General features: G+C 51.6%; 16 protein-coding genes. 9 read left to right on the plus strand and 7 right to left on the minus strand.

Features of this window, described 5'->3' with window-relative positions; genetic code table 11:
- Positions 1 to 65 precede the first annotated feature (65 nt).
- Positions 66 to 1,091 (minus strand): KamA family radical SAM protein, encoded by a 1,026-nt coding sequence (locus tag AC52PS_RS05840; protein WP_495562107.1) that lies wholly within the window; start codon positions 1,089 to 1,091, stop codon positions 66 to 68.
- Positions 1,092 to 1,219: 128 nt separating this feature from the next.
- Here AC52PS_RS05840 and AC52PS_RS05845 point away from each other — a divergent pair, with 128 nt between their 5' ends.
- Both AC52PS_RS05845 and AC52PS_RS05850 read left to right on the plus strand, forming a co-directional pair.
- Complete coding sequence (locus tag AC52PS_RS05845; protein WP_495562108.1) at positions 1,220 to 2,857, plus strand: EAL domain-containing protein; 1,638 nt, start codon at positions 1,220 to 1,222, stop codon at positions 2,855 to 2,857.
- Between the two features lie 324 nt (positions 2,858 to 3,181).
- Positions 3,182 to 4,822: a methyl-accepting chemotaxis protein gene (locus AC52PS_RS05850; RefSeq protein WP_495562109.1), complete on the plus strand. Its 1,641-nt coding sequence runs from the start codon at positions 3,182 to 3,184 to the stop codon at positions 4,820 to 4,822.
- Between the two features lie 109 nt (positions 4,823 to 4,931).
- On the opposite strand, the gene AC52PS_RS05855 is transcribed toward AC52PS_RS05850, so the two are convergent.
- Positions 4,932 to 6,812 (minus strand): alpha-amylase family glycosyl hydrolase, encoded by a 1,881-nt coding sequence (locus tag AC52PS_RS05855; protein ID WP_495562110.1) that lies wholly within the window; start codon positions 6,810 to 6,812, stop codon positions 4,932 to 4,934.
- Between the two features lie 110 nt (positions 6,813 to 6,922).
- Here AC52PS_RS05855 and AC52PS_RS05860 point away from each other — a divergent pair, with 110 nt between their 5' ends.
- From AC52PS_RS05860 to AC52PS_RS05870, 3 genes are all read left to right on the plus strand, one after another.
- On the plus strand, positions 6,923 to 7,921 hold the full coding sequence (locus AC52PS_RS05860; protein WP_495562111.1) for a LacI family DNA-binding transcriptional regulator: 999 nt from the start codon (positions 6,923 to 6,925) through the stop codon (positions 7,919 to 7,921).
- A 108-nt stretch (positions 7,922 to 8,029) separates the two neighbouring features.
- Positions 8,030 to 10,060: an amylosucrase gene (locus AC52PS_RS05865; protein WP_495562112.1), complete on the plus strand. Its 2,031-nt coding sequence runs from the start codon at positions 8,030 to 8,032 to the stop codon at positions 10,058 to 10,060.
- A 155-nt stretch (positions 10,061 to 10,215) separates the two neighbouring features.
- Positions 10,216 to 11,010: a DUF4097 family beta strand repeat-containing protein gene (locus AC52PS_RS05870; RefSeq protein ID WP_495562185.1), complete on the plus strand. Its 795-nt coding sequence runs from the start codon at positions 10,216 to 10,218 to the stop codon at positions 11,008 to 11,010.
- A gap of 88 nt (positions 11,011 to 11,098) precedes the next feature.
- Here AC52PS_RS05870 and gghA read toward each other — a convergent pair whose 3' ends face one another.
- The 5 genes from gghA to AC52PS_RS05895 form a co-directional block, all read right to left on the minus strand.
- The gene (gene gghA / locus AC52PS_RS05875) at positions 11,099 to 13,486 is read right to left on the minus strand and encodes a glucosylglycerol hydrolase (protein ID WP_495562113.1); all 2,388 of its coding nucleotides are present in this window, start codon (positions 13,484 to 13,486) and stop codon (positions 11,099 to 11,101) included.
- A 316-nt stretch (positions 13,487 to 13,802) separates the two neighbouring features.
- Positions 13,803 to 14,759, minus strand: coding sequence for a carbohydrate ABC transporter permease (locus AC52PS_RS05880; protein WP_495562114.1), 957 nt, complete (start codon positions 14,757 to 14,759; stop codon positions 13,803 to 13,805).
- A gap of 2 nt (positions 14,760 to 14,761) precedes the next feature.
- On the minus strand, positions 14,762 to 15,841 hold the full coding sequence (locus AC52PS_RS05885; protein ID WP_495562115.1) for a carbohydrate ABC transporter permease: 1,080 nt from the start codon (positions 15,839 to 15,841) through the stop codon (positions 14,762 to 14,764).
- 60 nt (positions 15,842 to 15,901) lie between these two features.
- Positions 15,902 to 17,251, minus strand: a complete 1,350-nt coding sequence (locus AC52PS_RS05890) for an ABC transporter substrate-binding protein (RefSeq protein ID WP_495562116.1) — start codon at positions 17,249 to 17,251, stop codon at positions 15,902 to 15,904.
- Between the two features lie 58 nt (positions 17,252 to 17,309).
- Complete coding sequence (locus AC52PS_RS05895) at positions 17,310 to 18,347, minus strand: LacI family DNA-binding transcriptional regulator (protein ID WP_495562117.1); 1,038 nt, start codon at positions 18,345 to 18,347, stop codon at positions 17,310 to 17,312.
- 493 nt (positions 18,348 to 18,840) lie between these two features.
- On the opposite strand from AC52PS_RS05895, the gene AC52PS_RS05900 reads away from it, so the two are divergent.
- Genes AC52PS_RS05900 through AC52PS_RS05915 form a run of 4 tightly spaced genes read left to right on the plus strand, consistent with a single transcriptional unit; the run spans position 18,841 to position 24,877 of the window.
- Positions 18,841 to 20,124, plus strand: a complete 1,284-nt coding sequence (locus AC52PS_RS05900; RefSeq protein ID WP_495562118.1) for a hydroxymethylglutaryl-CoA synthase family protein — start codon at positions 18,841 to 18,843, stop codon at positions 20,122 to 20,124.
- 9 nt (positions 20,125 to 20,133) lie between these two features.
- On the plus strand, positions 20,134 to 22,776 hold the full coding sequence (locus tag AC52PS_RS05905) for a hydroxymethylglutaryl-CoA reductase, degradative (RefSeq protein WP_495562119.1): 2,643 nt from the start codon (positions 20,134 to 20,136) through the stop codon (positions 22,774 to 22,776).
- Positions 22,776 to 23,858, plus strand: a complete 1,083-nt coding sequence (gene mvaD / locus AC52PS_RS05910) for a diphosphomevalonate decarboxylase (protein ID WP_495562120.1) — start codon at positions 22,776 to 22,778, stop codon at positions 23,856 to 23,858. Before AC52PS_RS05905 ends, mvaD begins: the two co-directional genes overlap by 1 nt.
- Positions 23,855 to 24,877 (plus strand): mevalonate kinase family protein, encoded by a 1,023-nt coding sequence (locus tag AC52PS_RS05915; protein ID WP_495562121.1) that lies wholly within the window; start codon positions 23,855 to 23,857, stop codon positions 24,875 to 24,877. Before mvaD ends, AC52PS_RS05915 begins: the two co-directional genes overlap by 4 nt.
- Positions 24,878 to 24,918 lie beyond the last annotated feature (41 nt).

Genomic DNA, 24,918 nt, shown 5'->3' on the forward strand with positions numbered 1-24,918 from the left:
GCCATACCGTGATCTGATAGTTTAAACATACAACGGAAGGCCAAGTATAACAAATCCACGGAGGCTTAACCACCGTGCCGCTCTCTGGGATACCGGTATTCCTTTCCATGCCGGTCCTTAAGAATATAGCTTTCACTATTATCCAAAGACACAGTCTCCCGGGTAAGCGGGATTTTCCCACCGCCGCCGGGCAGATCCACCGCATAGGTGGGCATGGCCATTCCCGATAGCCTCGAGCGAAGTTCATCCATCAGATCCAGTCCTTCATTTATACCGGTGCGGAAATGAGACGTACCTGCGGCCAGATCTCCCTGAAAGAGATAGTAGGGTTTTACCCGCAACTGAATGAGCCCCCGAAACAATGATTCAAGGATATCAGCCGAGTCATTAACGCCTCGGAGCAGAACGGCCTGGTTCAGCACCGGAATTCCTCCATCCACCAGTCTGGAAGCTGCCTGTTCAAATTCCCCGGTGAGTTCCCGGGGATGGTTTGCATGGGTAATAAGCCATATGCGTTTGTCCGCCGCATCGGAAAGGGCCTGAACCAAATCCTCGGTAATTCGGGAGGGGAGAACCACGGGCATTCTGCTTGCCATCCTGAACAAAAGCCTCCGCCCGGGGACTGCATTTTTCAGGGTGATGATAATATCCGAAAGCTCCCTGTCGGACATCATGAGAGGGTCTCCGCCGCTGAGAAGAACTTCCTGAATCTCTGGAGTATTTTTCAGGTATTCGGCTGCGGCCTCCAGTTCCCCGGCGGATATTCTGCCGTCGGAACTGCCGGTAAAATGGCGGCGAAAGCAATGCCTGCAATAGGTGGCACAGCGGTCGTTCACCAGGATCAATATTCTGTCATGATAATGATGGATAACCCGGGGATGTACGCTGTACTGTTCGTCGGCAATGGGGTCATTGGATTCCTCAGACAGCGAGATCCGCTCCTGTGGTCGGGGAATATATTGGGCAGCTATTGGATCGTTTTCCGGATTTGCATCTTCCGCAAGGGAAGCATAGTACCGTGATACCCCGTAAGGAATACGGGTTGCGGGATCAACTGCGCTGATAATTTCATGAATACTCAGATCTTTCACAGCTCAGTTGTACAATGATCGAAGCGTTTTTCATAGCCCCGATTTTGAAATTGCCTTCGGGAAAACCTTTTTCAATTCCCCCTTTTTTTACCGCAGCTGGTGCATTATGATTTATAGAAGGAATAGACATGTCTGAAGCTATGAACATTAAGCAAATTATGAAACTGGCACTGGACGGCAGTCCAGATCCCACTCTGGCTTTCACGGTGAACGGCGATATCATATTTTCAAATACCGCAGCCCGGAACCTGTTCGATGAGCAATGCGAGCCCGGGAAAACAATACAGGATGTTTCATCCAAGCTTCCGGAAAAAGACCCTATTCTCTCCCAATTTGAGAAAGCTGCTCAGAAAGGCCGGGCTTTTGTAACAGAGCGTATGCCTCTGAACACCCGCAGACTGTATCAACGCAGATTTATTCCCATCATGGCTCAGACCCAGGTGGTGGGGGTGTACCTTTATCTTAGATCAGGAGAACCGGCGGGTTCTCAGGATATTGATACCACCCGTTCCCTGGATCTTCTGCTGGAAACCGAACTGGAACATTCCGGAAGAGATCCCAGGGATCAGCGCCTGGCACTCTTTATGATCCAGATTAGAAACTTTAGTGAACTGCGGGCCCTCTACGGAAATGGTATTACTGAGACAATTATGGATCACCTTAACATGACCATCCGAAGCAGCTTGAGGGATAATGACCTGTTATTCCAGATTGACGGTGACAGGCTTCTTGCAATGGTTACCCGCTATGCGTGGAAAAGCGACCTGCTCATAATTGCTCAGCGAATTGAAGATCAGGTTGCCATCCCCTTTCACACCAGAGAAACGGTTCTTCATCTTCTTGCATCCATCGGAATTGCCATGTTTCCGGATGACGGGGAAACAAAGGACCAGTTATTCAGCAATGTTCAGACCGCTCTCAACAGGGCGGTGGAGCAGGAAGCAGCCTATATGATGTATAATCCTGAACTTCACGACAGAGCGATGGAGCGACTGATGATCAGGGGCGATCTGAACCGGGCAATTCGGGAGAAGGAGCTTGAGCTCTATTATATGCCCATTGTTAATTCATCAAGAGAAATTATCGGTCTGGAAGCGCTCCTCCGCTGGAACCATCCCCAGAGGGGCTTAATGACCCCCGACAGCTTTCTTCCAATAGCCGTCCATAGCCGCATTATAGGAAATATCACCAAATGGGTAATGTACAAGGTGATTGAACATCAGAAAAACGAGCTCTCCGATTTCCCCGTTTACACCTCTTTTAATATTTCCGCCCAAGACCTGAATGACAGTTATTTTCTGGAAAGCCTGAAAACTGCCATGGGGAAGAACTTCGATCCTTCGAGACTCCGGGTTGAGCTTACTGAAAATGAAATAATGTCCGATTTTTCTGTCAACGCAGCGAAAATGCAGCAGCTTCAACAATCGGGAGTCGGGGTTATGGTGGACGATTTCGGAACCGGGCATTCCTCTCTCACATATCTGAGTCAGCTTCCAGCCTCCTATCTGAAAATAGACAGAAGCTTTCTCACAGATGTTTCACATGATGAGGGCAGCATGGAGTTTCTGAAAATCGCCGTACAGCTGGGCCATGTCCGAAAAAAGAATGTGGTGCTGGAAGGAGTGGAAACCCAGGAGCTATGGGAGCTTCTCAACCATTCCGGAGCGGATCTGTTTATGGGTCTTGCGCTGGGAGAACCCCTTCCCCTTCACAGCACCCTCGCATTGCTGGAAAAACATTTCGCCAATCTGCCGGGATCGCGGTAAAATCTCTCACACACATGCAAAGAAGGAAAACCGGAGAGGCACATAGAGAGGCACACGAAGAAGAGCAAATTTCCCATAGAAAATGGTTTCTGCAAAAGACTTCCGGCAGCGCTGTTCTTTGCACATATCGGGGCGGAAGGTATCCGCAATGACCTGGAAGCGCCGGAGGCATGGGAAGGACATTGAGGATACCCGCCAGTCGTCTGAATTTGCGAAGCAGTGGAAGACAACTGGCATGAGCAATATCAACTGAACTATACTATATTAGGTAAATGGAGGTAATAAAAGACACCCTCCCACTCCATTATCCCTTCAGGAGCACTCATGAAACTTACCGACAGGATCAAACAAACCTATGCGGAACGCAGTATAACTATCCAGCAGAAGGCGGTAACCCTCTTTCTCATCTGTATTGTCATTCCCGCCATGTTTCTCATCATGGGAGCAATCCGTTTCTCCGAAGGCAGCATCATGGTTGCTCTGGGTGAATGGCTGATCGCAGGGCTTCTGGCATCTGGTACCGTCCTCATATCCCGGGGAAAATTCAAGTTTGTGAGTTACATGCTGCTCATCACTTTCTGGATAGCACCCATCGCCCTGTTTGTGCTGAACTTCCGCAGTCCGGCCATGCAGAATATTAACGCCGTTTTCCAGCTAGCGGCATATCAGCTTGCCGTACTTGTGACAACGCCCATTCTCGCCTACAGGATCCGACAGGTTATCCTGATGCTGATTCTCACCTTTCTGGTGAATTTTCTTCTATTTATCCTCTACATCTCTCCAACCCTTGGAGCGGCGGGAATCACCGACCATTTGGTACAAAATTACGTCATTTCCCTCGCCCTTATTGCGTCGGCATCCTATTTCAGCTTCCAGGTGTTCCGAAACCAATTTCATTCCCTCAGACTTCTGGAAGAAGAAGCTGATCGGGATACTCGGCGGTATGTGCGCATTAACGATGTTCTCCAGTCCACCACCCAGGCGTTCAATGTTGGCGAAACCCTCACGTTAACCGCACAGGAAAGCCTCGGGGTGGCTGAATCCATGTCTCAACGGGTGGAAGAGATCCAAAAAGAAATTTCCACCCTTTCCCAGGGCATGGATGACAGCGAACGGCGCAACACACAGATGGAGAATGCCAACAGCACTGTGAGGGACAACATGGACCGGCAAAACCACGCCATCGATCAAAGCTCCAGCGCCATAGAAGAGATCAGTGCACAGATCCGAAATATGAGTGAGAACGCATCCAGCAAGCAGGAGCTGATGACATCCCTTGTGGATATGTCCCGGGAAGGAATGGATCAGGTTGTAGAAACAATCGATGATTTCAAAGAAATTACCCGTAGTTCCGAAAGCATCCTGGAAGTGATTGAGGTAATAGAAGGTATTTCAAGCCGCACCAACCTTCTGGCCATGAATGCAGCTATTGAAGCCGCCCATGCCGGTGATGCCGGCCGGGGATTTGCGGTGGTTGCCGATGAGATCAGAAAACTTGCTGAGGAAACCCAGGAGAATTCCCGGGTCATCCGAAACACCCTGGTGACCAGTAATGAGAAGATCGCCCAGGCCACCGAACACAGCACCATTCTGCGGGAGGCCTTTTCCCGGATCAATAACAGCATTGAGGATGTTTCCCGGGCCCTTATGGAACTGATTTCCGGAATGTCAGAACTCAGCGAGGGAACCGGGGATATCAACAGCTCAATAGAGCACCTGCGCCAAAGCAACACCCTGGTTAACCGCTCCATGGAAACCATGAAACGGGAAATTGATGCAAACACGGAACAGAATTCCCAGCTCCGGGAAATGGGAGAGCGGATCCGGCGGGCAATAACAGAACTTGAAGATCTTGCTGCAAGAATTCTGGATCAGAGTTCCCAGGTTACCGCAATCGGCGAACAGAACAGCAAAAACTTCGAACAGCTGGAGAAACAGATAGAGATTGCCCGCAGCGACGACTGATTGCCCTTCAGGAACCTGCCCCTGCTCCATGGACTGGATACGCCGCCCACAGGATACGCCGCCCGTTGGTGAAGCCATCCACTGGAAAGAACGACTGACAGCAGCTGCGCTATCGGGCAATCCACAATACTCCCCGTGGCGGGAGGTGAACTTCACTGTTACCTTCCCCGCTTCCGGCCCGCTTGGAAACGGGGCCGCCGGCGCTCTTTGCCTTCCCCGCCTCCTCCGCCTTCACCGACGAGACTGTCTGTGAAAAACTGCTTCCGGAAGCATTATTCCCCGGCAGCACTAGATCATCTTCCCGTTGTCCACTCCATTTGAGAATGGTTCTGTGCGTAACGGGCAGTTGGAGTGTCAATTGCCGGCTCTGATGAAAATTATAGTAGAGTTCCAGACCGTCTTCTTTTATCAGTTTCAATCCACTTCCCGAACCGTCAGCCGTGAACAACACCTCCCGCTGCTCGTCCGCCGCATTGGATATTTGGGGGTGGGAAAGACGGCAGTGAATCCCGGCGGCAAGGTTGCGGTAGTGCCAGGCTTCATCGGAGGCAGGATCTTCCAATCGTCCATCAATCCGGCTCCACTTTAACGGCCCCCGCACCAGATTACGGCTATCCACAAAGCCGGTGCGCTCCTGCTGATACCGGGCAAAATCTACATTGTTGCCCTCCAATACTTCATCTCCGTAGTAAATCACCGGATTACCGCCCATCCCTAAAAGGAGGAGGTGCGCGAACAGCACTTCACCGGCTGTGTCGAAGAGTTCAGCAAGCCGGGCGGAAATTCCCTCACCATTGCGGAAATCCCACTCAGGTCTTCTGCACAGGCGGCTGTGAAGGTACTCACGTTCTTCCGGAGTCACCATCTCAAGGGTGAGCTCATCGTGAAGGCGCAGAAACGTGAACCACTGATTTTCTCTGGAAATAGCGGGTGTCACCCCGGGTTTCATCACATCTACGATGGGTTCGGCGGATTCCTGCAGAATGGAGCGGTACATCCTGGGCATCAGGGGAAAATGGTAGGCTGCCTGGCACTCATCGTTATCGCCGAAATAACTCACCACCTCCCGGGGAGGTTGGCAGGCCTCCGCCAGAAGGAGTACATCTTCCTGAATACACTCAACGCTTTTGCGCAGGATTTTGATAATGTCATGGGTTTTTCCCAGATTTTCGCAGTTGGTCCCCTCTTCCTTCCAAAGATATGGAGCGGCATCCAGACGGAACCCCCGAATGCCCCGTTGAATCCAGTAGCTGAACACCCGGATAATTTCCGAGAGCACCCGGGGATTGCGATAATTCAGATCGGGCTGGTGGGGATAAAAGCGGTGAAAATAATACTTGTCCGCCCCGGGGGAATAGGTCCAGTTTGAGTCCAGCATGCCCTTGAAGATAATCCGGGCCTGTGAATACCCCCGGTTATCTTCCGACCAGATGAAATAGTCGCGGTACGGGTTATCTTCGCCCTTCAGGGCGTTACGGAACCATTCATGCTGGCTGCTCACATGATTAACTGCCACATCGAATATAATCGCAATTCCCCGTTCCGCCGCTTTCCTGATAAATTCATCGAAAATTTCCCGACGTTTCGATTCATCCAGACCGTCGCGAAAAAGATTTTCCCTAATGGAGCGGTAATCGGATATATCGAAGCCTTCATCCTTCATGGGTGAAGAGAGCACCGGTAGCAGCCAGAGACAATTCACGCCAAGCTCTGCCAGGTAGTCAAGCCGGGAGATAATTCCGCTGATATTTTCATTAAAATGCTGGGCGTAGAGCGCGTATACTACTAAATCTTCATACCATGGCTGGTTTTGGGGAAGGGATGACGCCTCGTCGGTCTTTCGCACCACTCTTCCCGGGGCACCCGCTGCTTGAAGCAGCTCCCAGGTCTCCCGGCATTCCTGTTTCCATCGTCCGTTGGAAACGACTCCCTCATATACGTTGCGCCACATGGTTTCATAGTCTTCGAAAGAGATATTATTAACGCCCACGGTTCCTCCCTGATTTTTCTTGACAATCTGCAAAAAAACACTATCATGAAAGTTGTTTTTATGAAAGCACTTTCATTCTTATTCTACAGCTGATTTCCGGGAGCGGCAGGATGAAAAAAGCAACAATATATGATGTAGCCCGGGAATCGGGGGTGAGCATCACCACGGTCAGTAGAGTTCTGAATGCACCGGCCAAGGTAAACGAGGGAACCCGAAAATCCGTGCTGGAGGCGATCTCCAGACTCTCATTTGTACCCCGGGCGGATGCCATGGCCAGAGCCAGACAGCGTATGAACAGAATCGCCATAATCACGCCCTTCTTCACCGAAGCATCCTTTGTGCAAAGAATCCGGGGAGTGAGCCGGAGTTTGAATCCGGGAGACTATGAGCTGATCGTCTATACGGTGAAAAGTCTCCGGCAGTTAGAAGAGCATATCGATATGATCTGTGCCGGTGAACGGGTGGATGCGGTGATAATCCTCTCCCTGAATATTCCTTCCGACCGAATACAGGTGCTGCAGGAGTCGGGTCTTCCCGTTATATCGGTGGAAAACAGTCTGTCGGGGTTTTCTTCGGTGGTGGTGGATAACCACCGGGGCGGATATTTGGGAGCAAGCTATCTCATGAAGAGGGGCTACACGCTGCTGGCTTTTGCCGGTGAACGCTCCTCCCATGACTTCACCCTGCAATCCACGTCTGAACGGCTGAGAGGCTTTTCCGATGCGCTTGTTGCAACCCAGTCGCCCCGACTGGAAGATTGTATCTATGTGGGAGAGATGGGCGACAACTCGTTAATCCAATGGTTCACCGAACTGTTATCCCGGCCCGTTCACCCCCAGGCGGTACTTTGCTCCTCAGATTTAATTGCGGCAAAACTGATTCAGACCGCCGGACAACTGGGAAAAAATATTCCCCGGGATATCGCCATTCTGGGCTTTGATGATTTGGATATGGCCGAGTACCTGAACCTAAGCACGGTAAATCAGCATCTGGATTATTCCGGACAACTTGCAGGAAACATGCTGAAAGAAATTCTGGAAACCGGCGAAACACCGCAGACACGCACGGTGTACCTGGACCTGGAAGTGGTTCAGAGGGGAAGCTGCTGAGTTCAGCAGGCAGCCCCCGATCGGAAAGCGTGCGGAAGTTCTTAACCGGAGTTCGGTGATACCCCGGAAAGCATCCATGAAGTATACGAATATGAGGAGTATACGCATATGAACAGCAGGAAAAACGATCAATCTACGCGGACGATTACGCAAATCAGCAGACAGACCGAGGCTGCAGAAGCATTGGGGCTGCTGAGGGAACGGCTCGCCCCTCAACTTGAGACCCTGAAGGGTACCAGGAGGCTTCTACTTGAAAAGAATCTGGATCAACACTTCCCGAATCTCTTCCAGGGAATGAGGGATCTATATGGAAGCCGCTGGGACTTCTTCTACCAGATTGAAACGTTAATCGCATCACTTGTGGCGTCATACGGGGATCGTCAGGAAGATCTCATCACCTTGGATGCATCCAGGACCGATCACCCCCACTGGTATGAAAATCAGAGAATGGTAGGTGCCATGCTCTACGTTGACCGCTTCGCCGGGAATCTGAAAAAGCTGAAAAGCCACATCCCTTACCTGAAAAAGCTGGGAATAACCTATCTTCATCTTATGCCGTTATTTAAAGCACCCGAAGGCGAGAGCGACGGAGGCTATGCCATATCCAGTTACCGGCAGGTGGATCCGCGCCTGGGAACCATGGAGGATTTGGAAAAGCTTGCAGCTGCGTTGAGGAAAGAAGGAATTTCGTTGGTTCTTGATTTCGTATTCAATCACACAAGTGACGAACACGATTGGGCCATCGCTGCCCGGCAGGGGGATCTTTCCCATGAAGAATACTATTTTGTACTGCGGGACCGGAATGAGATGGAGGAATACAACTCCTATCTTCGAGATATTTTTCCCGATGCACGGAAGGGAAGTTTCACATGGAATGATGAACTGGAGGGCTGGGTTTGGACCACCTTCAATTCTTTCCAATGGGATCTGAATTACAGCAACCCCCGGGTGTTCAGATCCATGGTGGAGGAAATGCTCTATATCGCCAACAGGGGCACGGAAGTACTCCGGCTGGATGCCCTGGCTTTTGTCTGGAAAGAAAAAGGGACGGTAAGCGAAAACCTTCCCCGGGCTCACACCCTGATCAGCATATTCCGGGCTGCAGCCCGGATTGCCGCACCGGCAATGGTGTTCAAGTCCGAAGCAATTGTTCATCCCGATGAGGTTGCCAAATACATCAATCCCCAAGAGTGTGAGCTTTCCTACAATCCTCTATTGATGGCTCTGCTTTGGGAATCCCTGGCAACAAGGAAAACCGACCTCCTTCAGCACTCTCTTCAAAAACGGTTTCAAATCCCGGAATCATGCAGTTGGATAAACTATGTACGTTCACACGATGATATCGGATGGACGTTCGCCGATGAAGATGCCTGGGAGCTTGGAATAAACGGTAACGATCACCGGCGATTTTTAAACGACTTTTATACCGCCCGCTTCTCAGGATCGTTTGCCCGGGGCGTTCCCTTCCAGCTGAACCCCGCCACCGGTGACTGCCGTATCAGCGGTAGTTGTGCAAGTCTCTGCGGGATAGAACAAGGTCTGGAGGAACCGGGCGGAAGAACTCAGCGGGAAGAACAGGCCGGGCTCCGCCTTGAAGAAGGGATTCGCCGACACCTCTTGATCCACGGGATAATTATCAGCATCAGCGGCATTCCCTTGATATATCTGGGTGACGAGCTCGCCCAGTTGAATTGGTATGATTACCAGAGTGCCCCCAATTTCAGCCAGGACAGCCGCTGGATTCACCGGCCTCCGTTTAACTGGGAACGGATCAGCACCATCCTTGACTCCCGGGAGAAATCCCCCGAACAGAACTATGCCGCCCGTATTTATGACCAGCTGGGAATGATGATCAGGATCAGACAGGAGCATCCCGCCTTTGGAGAAAGCAGAACCACCGTTCTGGGAGTGGAAAACCCCCATCTTCTGGCATACAGCGTAGGCAATGCGTCGGAACAGGTTCTGGTTATCAGCAATTTCAATGAGTGGACGGAAGAAATTCAGAGCAACCATATGAGGCTTCAAGGGATATGGCCGGATGCAGAAGATTTGCTCAGCGGTGAAAAATTCGCCCTGGGAGATCAAGCCTCATTGAAAATTCCCCCGCTGAGCCAACTCTGGCTTTCCAAACTTCAGTGACAATTGGAACAAACATAACACTTCAGGGTGTTGTACAATTAAACGAAGCTCGCCGGAGGGCTCCGGCACGTTGATCACAAGGAGTTTACATGAAACCGATCCGAACCTGCATACCCCTTTTAGCATTTCTTTTAATAACCCCGACCTCGGCCATAATGGCCGAAGGGGGTGAAGAAATCCAGCAGGACAGTTTTACAAATGTGAAAGAAATTACCGTATCCGTACCTGAATGGGATATTCTTCTGGGTCCTTCCAACCGGGACTCTCGCGTGCAGCTCAGCGATTACAACCCCCGTGATTACAGTATAGATATGTCGAAGACTGGAACACGGCTCAGCATTGATATCCGGCCGAAGAGATCGCTGCGCATCTTTTCCACCCAACAGCCGAAGCTATCCCTCACCGTACCCGAAAACGTGGTGCTTGAAATACGCTCAGCCTCCGGAGATATCCGTCTTCAGGAAGTAATCACCGGCGAGCTCAGAGTAACCACTGCCTCCGGAGATATGGAAGGCAGGGGCGTAAGCGGAAGCCTTGAATTCTCCAGCGCGTCAGGCGATCTGGATATTACCGGGATGCAGGGAGATGTATCGGCAAAGACCAGCTCCGGCGATATTGATATCAGACGGGTGGAGGGACTCATGAGCTTCGAAAGCAGCTCCGGTGATATCAATATTGGAGAGGCCACCGGGGGGCTTGAGGCAAAGACCACAAGCGGAGATATCCGCTTCGATAACCTTGCGGTATTTCAGGGGGGGAGATTTGTCAGTGTATCGGGAGATATAGAACTGGATGTTCTGGGAGAGCTGGCAGAATACAGCATTGAATGCAGAAGCACATCAGGCGATATCAGGGTCTTCGATTTCCGCACCGAGGAACGGCTGAATGCCGGTGAAGGGGCTACTCCGCTGACGGCGGCAACCACCAGCGGAGATATCAGCATCCGCTAGCCCGCTTACCCTCAAGGCCATCTTCCACAGGGCGGGGGGAGCATCTCCCATAGAGCGGAAAACTATACATACGCACCCGCCCAATGAACTAATATGATTCCAGAAGAATACCCTGGGCGTTTTCCAGGGTGATGCCTGCATTGATGTCAAAACTGCTTCCCTGGGGGTTGAGGGAAGCCTGTAAATCCGGTGTGGCGGTGATCAGTTTCCAGCTGTATGTCAATTCTGTTCTGCCTGCAAGCAGAGCTGCAGGCTGCAGTGTTTTCGGTTCCCCTTCCATATTGGCCAGAAACAGAATCTTCACCCCGCCGTCGGGACTTGTGCGGATGCCGTGGATTATTACCGCTCCGTCGGCTGGACGCAGCATATCCGCGTAGTCCCCCTTAGCGGGGGCTTCCTTCAGCCAACGCTTCGCTCTGAGGAAACTGCGTAGATCATAGCCGAAAGAGGAAGCAGCCTGATCTATGCGGGACAGGTAATTGCTGACCCGGCAGATCTCATGTACATCCTCCATCCAATCCCGGGCAAGAAACACCAGACCTTCCCCATCCAGTTGGGCGGGTCCTTCCAGCTCCAATGCATTGAGCAGTTGTGCAGCCCTGCCCGGCTCCTGGTCTCCAAGCTGGAGGCAATGATTCAGGCTTCTTACAAAACGTTTAAGCCCCTTGAGGCTGGAGAAGCCCCTGGCTTTCAGGCGGCTGAACACCCATTCACGGGAAAACAATTCATCTGTGAGCACCCAGTCCAGAAAATACGCCTCTTCGGACATCACCTTTGCCGCCCAGCGGCGATCGGTGTTGCGAATAAAACTCCATGGCACATGCATGTTTGACTGGAGAAAATCCATGGGAATACCCGGCATAAACACATCAAAAAGCCGCACTGCGGGATTATCATATGCCTTCCTGAAAATATCAGGCAGATTATCCCCCAGGTAGGTATTAATCCGCGATTCAGGGTCCACCTGTGTCCCCCTCCGCAGAGTGTCGTGGTTGGATGTTCCGGTTATCCAGCTATTTCCATGGAGAAACACCTCCTGAATCCGCCACCATTTCATGGCCCAAAAGGTAAAAAGAAAGGGTGTATTATGGGCGAAGGTAAGGGGCCCCCACTGAATCACATTGGGAAGCTTTTTGGTAATCTCCCGGTAACTGGATTTTAACTCCCAGTCATCCCGGGGCCAGGGTCTGCCGTCCTCAAAAATCATCCAGGGCCGGTAGGTCCAGTCACCCACCTTCTGCTCTACCCGGTTCATCAACTCCAGAAAATCATCATCGTGAATCATCCGGCCGGATTCAGGATCGTAGTTCTTGAAATCCTGTGCACCGTCCACCCGCACACCATCCACACCAAAATCGCTTTTCCGCCTCTGCATCTCAAGAATCACCGCCCGGACCATAGGGTCGGAGTAGCTCACATTCTGCCCGTACATGTTTGCGCCTGCAAAATACCGCGAGTTCATAAGATCCATGGCCTGATTATCCAAATGGCCGTACACCACATCCAGAACTATGCGAATGGGCGAATCATGAAAATTGTGAAGGGTTTCAATCAGCTCAAGGAACTCATGGGGTCTGCGGGTTTCAAGAAGAACCGGGTTAACCCCGGGGGAACCCAGGGTGATGGTATCATAGCCCCAGTTCAGCGTGTCGGGTTTTCGAAGTTTCACCGTAAGTTCTTCCTTTCGACGGGAAGTTTCGCTCCAAAAATCCGGCCCCCCTTCATATAAAATGGCGGGCTCGATGGGCATGAGCTGAATTGCATCATATTCAATATAATTCTGTTCCCAACTTTCAAGAGACTCGCCCTGTGCCAGCTTGCGGGAGATGCTGCGGTAAATCCGGCTCAAGCCTGCAAGACTTCCTTCGGGACTCGAGGTGGGACAATGCACTTCAAGCATGTTCACCGGATCCCCTATCCGCAGCACTCCGTCATCTTCGCTAAACACGTTTTCGGATTGGAACAGATTTCGGAAATACTCAAGATCTTTGCGCCCTTCCAGCATTCCGTCAATATCGTAAAGCTCCGCAGGAGCTGCGGCTCCGAAGGGTATGGAAGCAGCCAGAGGATCAAGAATACAGCGCTTCTCCCCGTCATTATTTTCATAACACAATCGGTATAAGGGCCCAAGATGATCCCGGGATCCGGGACGCAGCCCCTCCAATACTGCAAAGCAGAATTCACCCTCCTGAACCATAGGAAACGTTTCAATGCGAAACGTCAGGCTTTGGCTTGCCTGGCTGAAATCCGGTTCTTCTTGGGAGATAAGAATCTCGAGCCCTAAAGACCCGGGTCGAAGCCCGGCATCTAGCAGCTCCGGTGCCCAGAAGAGAAAGGACGCCCTGCCTGAACCAAGATAGCGTCCGCCCAGATGTTGAGAGACTTCCTGGGCAGAAGTGAAGTCTTCGGGAGCCGATCTCAGCGCTTCACCCAGCCGACCATTAAATCTGTTCTGCTCATCAATTGCGATTTTCATACATCTATACCTCAGTGGCGGTTTTTCTCAGTCGAAAAATGGTAACCGCCAGGATTTTTTCAATCATAATCATGATTAGTGGAGAAATCATGCTTTCGACCCATTGCAAGGATCTTTCATAACTCACGACACACATTTCCTGCCCCGAAAAGGGACACATTACCTGCCCCCAAAAGGTTACACCGGCTGCCTGCCCTGCGATCCCGGGCAAAAAAAGGCAGCGGATAAGGGGGTAACTATCCACTGCCGGAATTATTACATGCTTCTGGGACTAAGCCATTCCTGTTAGGGGCAGGAATGACGTTAACCTCTACTATTATCCTTTCACTGAACCTGCCATCATCCCTCTGATGAAGTATCGCTGGAGTGCAAAGAATACAACCAACGGGAGAATCATTGAGATAAAGGCTCCGGCAGTAAGTGTCTGCCAGTCCTGGCCCCGCGATCCAACCAGTTCCTGTAAACGTGTGGTTACCAGAATAATGTTTCCCCGTGTGAGGAAAACCAGGGCAACCAGCAAGTCGTTCCATACCCAGAGAAACTGGAATATGGCGAAGGATGCGATTGCGGGAACCGAAAGGGGAAGAACCAGCCTGGTAAAAGACATCCAGGGAGTGGCACCGTCAAGATATGCCGACTCGATTATTGATCCCGGTATCCCCGAAATATAGCCGTATAATATGTAGGTTGCCAGCGGCAGCCCGAAGCCCGTATGGGCTAGCCATATTCCCAGGAATGACCCGTTCAACCCCAATCTGGTATAAATCCGCAGGATTGGTATTAAACTCATCTGCAGCGGGACAACCAGAAGTCCCACAATAATAAACAGCACGGCCCGTCTGCCGACCCAATTCAGCCAGGCAATGGCGTAGGCTGCGAAGGCGGCAATGGTTATGGGGATTATGGTGGAGGGAATTACCACCAACAGACTGTTGAGAAAAGCCCGTCCCATTGCACCGCCCTGTCCGGTGGATGTCCCGAGAACCCGTTCATAGTTGTCCAGCGTCAGTCCTTCCGGAGGCGGATTTCGCCATCGCTGTGAACCGTCTTCATTCAGCCTGGGGGAAAAATCTCCGAACACTTCCCACCAGCCGTAGTTATTGATCTGCTGCGGATGCCGGAAAGAAGAAACAAGCAGGCCCATTGTGGGGACGGTCCAGATAATTACAAGGATCAGCATCACCAGGTAAATCGGCAGCTTGCCCAATCTCAGCGTTTTTTTGGGTTCCAGATCCACGTCTTTATAGTTTTCTGCATTATAGGTATCTGCCATGATCACACTCCGTTATCGCGCATATTTCTGATGTTTTGAATAACAAACGGGACCACGAAGATGAACAGAAGTACAGCCAGGGAGGAACCTACACCAAAGTTTCCCTGCTGAAATGTCTGGTCATACATGGCCGAGGCCACAACATCGGTGTTGTAGTCTCCGCTGGTCATCACGAATACAATATCGAATGCTTTGAGAACCAGAAACAGAATCGTGGTCATTACCATGATGATGCTGTTTCTGATGTAAGGGATGGTGATCTGAAAAAAGATTCTGAATGGACCTGCACCGTCAATACGGGCGGCCTCATGCAGATCCGCAGGAACGTTCTTAATAGCAGATGAGAGAATCACCATCGCAAACCCGGTTTGAAGCCAGATCATAATGAACATCAATAGAAAGTTGTTCCAGGGCTCCTGTATCAGCCAGGCTATGGACTCATTCCCCATTGAATTCCGGATTGCATTCAACAGTCCGATTTCACTTCCGAAGGGCGCTTTGTAATAGATAAACCGGAAAATTACCCCGGCACCTACAAAACTGATCGCCATGGGAAGGAAAATAAGTGCTTTGAACACCTTTTCCGCGGTAGGATTGAGCTTATCCACAAGCACGGCAATAACAAGTCCCAACGAAACCGCAACAGAGGGAACCACAACCACCCACATGAGAGTGTTTCTCAGAGTAATGAGCATTTTCCCATCGGAAAAAATATGCACATAATTCTGAAAACCCACGAAGTTGGTGCTGGTTCTGTCATAGAAACTGAGGATTATTGTCCGGACTGCCGGATAAACCAGATACACACCTAAAATAAAAAGGGCGGGAAAGATATAGAAATACGCTACGATTTTATCCCGGCGTTTTTCCCCGGTCATTTCGGCCACATTATTTCCCGACCAGTACAAAGCCCATATACCGCCGATCCCCACAACTATTACCAGAATCGCGTTAACAAATGTGGGGATTCCACTGTCTTTATTACCGATAATGGTAAAGGCAAAAATCAGCAGGGCGAGAACGAGTACCAGCCAGAAAACGGCCAGCAGTAATTTTTGAAATCGCGCTTCTTGAACGACCATGCGTGCCTCCAAACAGGAACAGGCGGCGGAACCTCCGCCGCCTGAAACCTTTAGCCGTGATTATTCGGGATACGATTCATCGATACTGTCGAGGATCTGATCCACGTTTTCACCTTGATTGTTCACCCAGTCAACCATGCCGGTCCAGAATGTTCCTGCACCAACTGCGCCGGGCATCAAGTCCGATGCATCGAAACGGAAGGTATCGGCTTCACGGATAATTTCCGCATATCCCCGTTCAACAGGAGATGGATACCAGTCCAGTGAAGCATCGTTATGTGGACTTACAAATCCCCCTGCTTCCACCCATGCCTTGGTTGAAATACCCTGGCTCAGGTAGCGCATTGCCGCCCGTACTTCAGGCCGGTCGGTGAATGCGGAGTAAATGTCTCCCGCACCCAGTACCGGTTTTCCTTCTTCTTCATCGATGGAAGGAAGATAGAAGTAGTCGATCAGACCCTGTTCAACTTCGTCTCCGCCTTCGGGGAAGAATCCGGTAATGAAACTTGCCTGACGGTGCATGAGAGCAAATGGAGGATCCTGCAGCAGGGGAGTGGGGCCGTCACCGAAGGGAACAGTGAGAATTGCGTCTGTTCCGCCCAGCACATAGTCTTCGTTGAACCAGATTTCACCGATAATATCCAGCGCGCGCTTGATTTCCGGGCTGTTGAACGGCAGTTCGCCGGCAACCCATGCATCGTACACTTCGGGGGGTTCGGTTCTCAGAAGCACATCTTCCACCCAGTCAGTTGCAACCCATCCGGTTGCGCCTGAGCTTTCCATGCTGATGGACCACGGAGTGTATCCGTCTTCAACCATCTGGTCTGAGAGAGCAAGCAGTTCATCCCAGGTTTCCGGGATTTCGTAGCCTTCATCTTCAAATACGGGTTTTGCATACCAAACAAGACTCTTCAGGTTTGCTCGGTACCATACGCCGGCAATCACATCATCAACATACGACAGGTCAATCCAGGCATCAGAATACTGTTCCTGGAGATAATCCATGCTGAACCATTCACCCATGTCCTGGATATATCCCTGACGGGTTAGATCCGCCATGAGACCGGGCTGGGGAAATGCTGCGATATCCGGGGGATCGCCGCCTTCTGAGCGCACCCGCACAAGTGTTTCAAAATCTCCGGAGCCTTCATATACGATATCGATACCGGTAGCTTCTTCAAAGGGAACCATTGTCTCTTCGAATCGCTCGGCGTCCACATCTACAAATGCACCGAAAATATTTACGGTGGTACCGGACAGGTCCTCACCGTCTGTCCACGCATTGTTAACGTATTCCTCGTTAACCGGTTCAGATGCAGCGTCATCCGCACCGTCTCCGCATCCTGCAAACAACAGGACGAATGCTGCCAGTACTGTAATAAGTAGTACAGACAATTTAGTTCGTGGCATAGCCAACCTCCTCTTCTATTTCCGAAATCGCCATACTGCGATCTCACTTACAACATATTTAGGGTGAGACATTACTCACCGTACTGATGCAGGAATCTCTGATGACGAGACCGGGTTTGAATATTTTCTGCACCGGCTCTCCTTCATCGCTTCCGTTGATCAGTTCATTAATTCTCAGACAGGCCTGGTGGTCCATATCCTCCGTAGGCTGGTGCACAGTGGTCAGTCTGGGCGTAGTGTATTCACCAATAAGAATATCGTCATAACCCACCACGGAAATATCCTCGGGAACCCGTATTCCTAACTCTCTGAGCTCATGGATGATTCCCAGGGCGATAACGTCGGCCTGTGCAAAGATGGCGTCAATCCTGTGTAGTGCACCACGACGCTGCTGAACAATCTGCCTGCCGAAATCGAAACTGCATTCGCCTTCTATAAGCATTTCCGGGTTGAATGCAATGCCGTGCTCGTGTAGGGCCCGCTTAAATCCGGCACTCCTCTCCAGAAACTGGATTTCTCCTCCACCCTCACTCACCGTAAGAATATTGCTCCGCCCCAGCTGAATAAGATGGCTTGTGGCGATGTAAGCCCCGTATTCATGGTCTGTGAGATAGTAATTGAGATGTTCATAGGTAAAATTCTGAGGCTTAAAATGGAGCAGCACAAAAGGAACCTGCTGTTTCATAAGGAATTCATAATCGGAATAGCTGATATCAGGATGGAGAAGAATAAACCCGTCCACCTTACCGGCGCTCACCAGGCGTCGGATATTATTGGATCCCTGGATGCTGTCGCTGGGGAACGACACAATGTAATCCTGAAAGCTGTTCTGCTCTTCATGGGTGATTTTCCGCATGAGGGAGTCAAGAAAAAATGAGGCTTTATCCATTTTTGCAGCGATAATTCCCACAGTACCCACCTTACCTCCCCGGAGGCTTTTGGCATTGGCGTTGTATTCAAAGCCTAATTCATTGGCAATCTTCTTGATCTGCTCACGCCGAGCGGCGGAAATGGAAGGATGATCGTTCAAACTCCGGGATACGGTGGAATGACTCACACCGGCGATCTTTGCAATATCCCGGATTGTAACCTTCACATCGCCCTCCTGAAACACCTAATGCACACGTGTGCGTCACTACAGAAAATCCTAAACCCAGACTTCAGTACTGTCAAATACTTTTTTTGGATTTTATTTCATTTACCGACATGAGTTTACTCAGATAAATAATTTTACAGAATCCAGCATGCCATCGGCGCCCTGCATACCGGCGCACTCGTGTGCGTAACGCACGCACCTTTCGCTACACTGCGCTGAACCGGTTCGCGGTCTGGGCTCCGGGAAAAATTGGAAATTTTTGTATACTTTTGATCCCGGCCTTTTTATTTTACACATATTCTGATATACATCCTGTGATGTTTATCACAGTTAACCACGATGCGTGATTTTATGGAAAAACATTTCATTATGTGAACTTTTTCCTTGCCCATGGGCGAGGGGTGAAGTATGTTTGGATGACAAAAGCTTAACGAAACAGTCATGTAAGCAAGATTGTCTTTTAAGATTCAGCGGCAAAACAAGAGAGGATTTCATGGAAAAACGATCAGTAGGAATCAGCGACATTGCACTTTACATTCCTTCACCGAAAATTACTCTGGACACCATTCTGGATTCCAGAGTGAAGGAAGACCCTGATTTTGAGCGTCGCCTCCGTCGGGCCATAGATGTCACCGGACAAAAGGCAATCCGTTTTCCGGATGTTTTTGAAGATAACGCAACCATAGCCGCCAACTCAGCCAAACGTCTTCTCGACCAAAATCCCGACTGTAATTTAGGGAAGTTGCGCTACCTAACCGTGGGCACCGAAACATCTGTGGATATGAGCAAACCCATTTCCGCCTATGTGGAAGGTATGCTTCAACGGGCGGACTATCAACTGCCCACCACCATTTCCAGCTTCCAGGTACAACATGCCTGTGCCGGCGGAACTCTGGCAATGCTTTCGGTTTCCGCTCTCCTCCAGGCAAGCCCCCGAACCGATGAACGGGGAATGGTTATTTGCTCAGATATTGCCCGCTATGATGCGCCGTCAACCGCAGAAATTACCCAGGGAGCAGGATCAGTAAGCCTTCTGGTGGAGAATGATCCCGATCTGGTGGAACTGGATCTGGAAACCCAGGGCTACTCATCATCGGACGTGGATGACTTTTTCCGGCCGTTGGGCAGCACCACTGCAAAGGTTAAGGGGCGATATTCGGTACAATGTTATCATGAAGCGCTGGATGAAGCACTTGAAGATCACGCCCAGCGTGTGGGACGTCCCCTCAAGGAAATCATCGGAGAGACGGATATGTTCGTTTTCCATGTTCCATTCGCCCAGATGGCTTCCAACGCAATCAAGAGGATGCTGAACCAGCACTTAGATCTTCGGGATGTGGATGCTGAAAACTTTCTCAATGCCCGGGGGTTTTACACCGCCCTGGAAGCAACCGCTCAGGTGGGAAATATTTACACCGGCGCGCTCTACCTGAATCTTGCTGCCCAGCTTGCTGAAAATTATAAACTCTACGGCAAGGATATCGTGGGGAAAAAGATCCTCCTCACCAGCTATGGAAGCGGTAACACCATGATCGTTATCTCGGGAACCGTTTCCTCCAAGGCACCGGAACGGCTGGCCCGCTGGAATGTATCCTCCCAATTAAATCACGACCGTTCGGCAAGCTGGGATGAATATGAACAATGGATTAAACTCCCCACCGATCCCGAATCGATTAACAGTATTATTCAGGAAAAGGGAGAACAGATACCATCCGACATATTTGTTTTGCAGGGCATTCGGGAAGACGGGTACAGGGAATACAGCTACAAGAAATAACGGAACGACATGAATAATCAAACCCACAAACACCATACTGAGATATCTCCGGAGGCTCACTCCGGGGAATCGGCGGAACAGATGGGCAGCCGGAAGGCTGCCCATATTAATATCTGCACAGATGAAACATATCCTGTTGAGGGGGGTAACAGTGCCTTCTCCGGGGTGCAGTTTATTCACAGCAGCCTGCCTGAACTGAACTACGAAGAAATAGACAGCAGCTGTGAATTTCTCGGTTACACCCTTACAGCCCCCGTCATGATTTCCTGTATGACCGGGGGATCCGAGCAGGGGTATAAGCTGAATAAAATTCTCGCACAGGCCGCCCAGAATAAAAAGGTCGCGGTGGGAACCGGCAGCCTTCGAATACTTCTTCGAAAACCCGAAGTGATCGATCATTTCCGCCTCAAAGAGATAGCTCCCGATGTTCCGGTAATCGGGAACATCGGGGCGGTACAGCTGCCCCAGCTGATGGAACATGACAAAGCATTGCTGAATAAATTCTACACCATTCTTCGGGACTTACAGCTTGATGCACTGGCCGTACATCTGAACCCGGGTCAGGAGCTCTTCCAGGAGGGGGGCGACATAGACTTCCGAAACATTCTTCCCCTCATAGCTCAGCTGTGCGCCTGGAGCGATCTTCCCATTATTGTGAAAGAAACCGGTGCGGGCATTCCTCCGGCAGAAGCGGCTGCCCTGTTCTCGGCGGGAGTTCGGTATGTGGATATGGCCGGCTCGGGAGGAACCAACTGGCTTTCTGTGGAGGCCTTCAGGGAAGAACATGATCAACGGCTGGAGGGCAACGGTCTTCAGACCAACAGTAATGAACAGATTCCCCGGGAACTTCACGGCTTTGAAAATTGGGGCATCCCTTCTGCGCCCGGCCTCTCTGCCCTGAGCAGCTATTGCAGAAAACGCGGGCTGGTCCCTGCCAACGGAGGAATCATATCATCCGGAGGACTGCGAGAACCCATGGATTATCCCCGGGCTTTGGCGCTGGGTGGAGATCTTGCCGCCTCTGCCCTCCCCTTCATCCGGCTTGCACGAAGCGGCGGAGTTGCAGCGGTGGAATCGTATCTGGAAGATATTTTTCTCACTCTCCGAAGAACAATGCTGCTCACCGGGAGTGCGACCATTGCCCGCTTAAAGGAAGCCCCGCTGTTTATCGATCCGGACTTCAGCAGGCAGAGAGAGCAGCTTCTCAATGCAGCACGGAAGGGTGCTGCCCGAACCGCATCCTTCACTGCGGGTTCCAATGACTCCGCTTCACCTTCCGGATCAGCCGCCGATTCCGGCCCGGAAAAGGCACCGGAAAAGCAGCCGGAGGGAAAACCCGCCCCCGCTGTCGCACCATCGCTGAACGACCGCAAATTCCGAAAATACACCATTCACCGGAGGAGAAGAATTCTGGCCCACGACCCGGTGCTCAAGCTGGATACCGAAGCGGTGAATGCCGCAGGACATTCTGACAGTATGCTTGATCTGGCGGATGTGATGGTGGAATCCGCGGTGGGCTTCATGCCGGTTCCCATGGGAATAGCAAAGGGTTTTCTGGTTGACAATGCAGTCTACCACATCCCCCTTTCTGTGGAGGAACCCTCGGTAATTGCAGCAGCAGGCTATGCAGCGGGAATTATTGCCAGAAACGGCGGCTTTGAAACTTCCGCGGATGCTCCGCTTATGAGCGCGTATATATACCTGGATATTTCCTCCGGTACAGATACTCCCGCCCCCGGGGACATCCAAACCGCCATCAGGGCCGTTGAAACAGAGGAACAGTCATTGAAAGAACTGCTGTCACCGGTACTGGAATCCATGACCCGCAGAGGCGGTGGGTACCGTGGGATAGAAATCAGCTGGCTTGAAGAGAGCGCAACGCTCCGGGTGGAACTCACCCTGGATGTCCGAGACGCAATGGGAGCCAATATTCTCAATACCGCAGCAGAGACTATTTCACCCCTTCTGGAACAGATCACCGGGGGAGTTAAACTGATGGCCATCCTCAGTAACGACGGAGTAAAGCGCCGGGCCAAAGCCAGGTTTGCAATCCCTTTCACGGCCCTCAGCAGAGGTAAGTACGGCGGAAGAGAGCTTGCAGAGCGTATTGTGAAGCTTTATGAAATCGCCGATGAAGATCCGTCACGGGCGGTAACCCACAACAAAGGGATAATGAACGGTATTTCCAGCCTGGCCCTGGCAACCGCCAACGATACCCGGGCCACCGAAGCCGCAGCCCACGCCTGGGCGGCCAAAAGCGGCCGCTACAGGAGTCTCAGTGTTTTCAAAATTGAGGGAGACAAACTTGTGGGTGAGCTGGAACTTCCAATGGCCCTGGGCACAGTGGGCGGGGGAATATCCTTTCATCCGGCGGCCCGTTTCGCCTTGGATATTATGGGAAACCCCGACGCCCCCACCCTTTCGCGGCTGGCCACCGCATTAGGACTGGCGCAAAACTTTGCCGCAATCTCAGCGCTTGCGGGAGAGGGAATTCAGAAAGGCCATATGAAGCTTCACTCAGGGCGCCTGGCATATAAAGCAGGAGCCCGTGGAGAGAATATCCCGCTTCTTGTGGAACGTATTCAGCAGTCCGGCACATACAACATTGAGCAGGCCCGTCGACTGCTTGAAGAGATGAACAGGAATCGATAATGACCACAGCACATGCACACCCCAACCTTGCCCTGATTAAATACTGGGGAAAAAGCGATACCGAGAATAATCTTCCTGCAACATCCAGCCTGGGCATCAGTCTGGAGGCCTTCGAAACCCGGACCAGTGCAAAATTCCTGCGGGGAAAGGATCAGCTTCGAAGCGGCCCCCATACCGGGGAACTGCAGGTTGGGAACACCCGCATCAGCTGGGAGGTGCAAATTAACCGGGTCCGCCAGGATCCCCGGCGTTTCTCCCGCTTTTTCAGCAATCTCCTGCGCCGAAGCGGCGAACAGGCAGGTGGAGAGTCTACCCTGAATTACGGCCACTTTGATATTCACAGCAGCAATAATTTTCCCACCGCCGCAGGATTGGCAAGTTCCGCCAGCGGCTTTGCCGCCCTGGCCGGCGCAGCTGCCGGAGAACTGGGAATCTCCGGCTCTCCGGAATTGCTGTCTGATATCGCCAGAGCGGGGTCGGGTTCCGCCAGCAGGTCTGTGTTTCCCGGCTTCGTGAGCTTCCCCCGGGGGAGCAGCAGTGCCAGCTGTATACACAATGCAAACCACTGGCCCGAACTCCGCTGTCTCATTGTCCGGGTAAGCGAGGGAGCGAAGACGGTCTCAAGCAGAGATGCCATGGAGGAATCCCGGAAGACATCCCCCTATTACCCGGCATGGCTGGAAGACTCCCAAGCCCTGTATGACCGGGCGGTGAAGGCAGTTGCTCAGCAGGATCTTGCAAGCCTGGGCCCCCTTATCAGGCAGAGTTATCTCAGGATGTTTTCCACCATGTTCAGTGCCGCAGACCCTGTTATTTACTGGCAGCCGGGAAGCATTGAGATTATGCAGCTGGCCCGTGAGCTGCGCTCCGCAGGTATTCCGGTATATGAAACCATGGATGCGGGTCCCCAAGTGAAATTGATTACCCTGGAAGATCATGTCCCGGAGGTGGAGTCTGCGCTGCAACAACTTTCTGAAAACTATGTCTGGTCCATCAGTGCTGTAGGCGGAGGTATGACCGTAACATCAGATGCATCAATCCCATCGGCAAAGCCCGGGGACGATTCATGGAGTCAGCCATGAGAGAGCAACAGGGTAGAAAGGCAGTCACCGCCCGTGCACCGGGTAATCTGCTCATATGCGGTGAGTACATGATTCTGGAATCAGGCGGATTGGGCATCGCCATGGCCTGCGGCCCTCAGGCTGAAGGGAAGGCCTGGCCGGCTTCAGGACCGAAAAGCGTGGTGCATGCCATAACCGGTGATGGAGCTATCAGCCTGAATACTGCCATGGACAACCCCCATCCCCCCTTTATTATCAACGTGTATCGCTCGGTATTGAGTGATCTGAACAATATGGGTCTTACGCTGCCTCCCCTGGAAATCGAAGTGGACACCCGCAGCTTTTTCCGCCAGGGAAGGAAACTGGGTCTGGGAAGCTCAGCGGCGGCAACGGTGATCCTTGCCTCCCTGATGTACGCCTGGGTCGAAAATGTAACGATGACAGACCGGGAAAAAAGCCGGCAGCAGATTGCGGAAATCGCCGTAAACGCCCACCGCTATGCCCAGGGAAAACGGGGCAGCGGATATGATATTCTCACCAGCTGCCATGGTTCTCTGGGAGTGTTCACCGGGGGGGAGCAGCCGCGCTGGCGCCACCTGAGAGATGATCATCCCATCTTCAAACTTCACAGTTACAGCTTCCCCGGACCCGAAGAGGTGGATAGCAGAACTGCGGTACAAAAATACCACAACTGGAAAAAGCACTCCCCCGAGGGTTCACAGGAATTTTTTCGGGACTCCCAAACCCTGATGAAACGCATGGAGGAGAGCAGCAGCGAGGATGAAGTACTCCGGCTCATCACCGAGCTCAGGATGTTGTACACCGAACTGGGAGAGGTGATCGGGGTAGGCAGCTGGATTTCTCCCCCCAGCCCCTTTTATGAAAAATCAGCATGGAAGGGGAGCGGAGCAGGCAATGAACTGGGACTGCTGTTTCTCAGCCGGACCAGCCGTCTCGAGCTGGACCATCCCTACGAATCCCTCCATCCGGATCATGACGGGCTTCGCTTGTTCAGCTCCAACGGCGATGCTATACTCTGACATGCCGGATAATTCACAGTGCCATAGGTTCAGGAGTATTC

Source organism: Salinispira sp., from assembly GCF_059431795.1.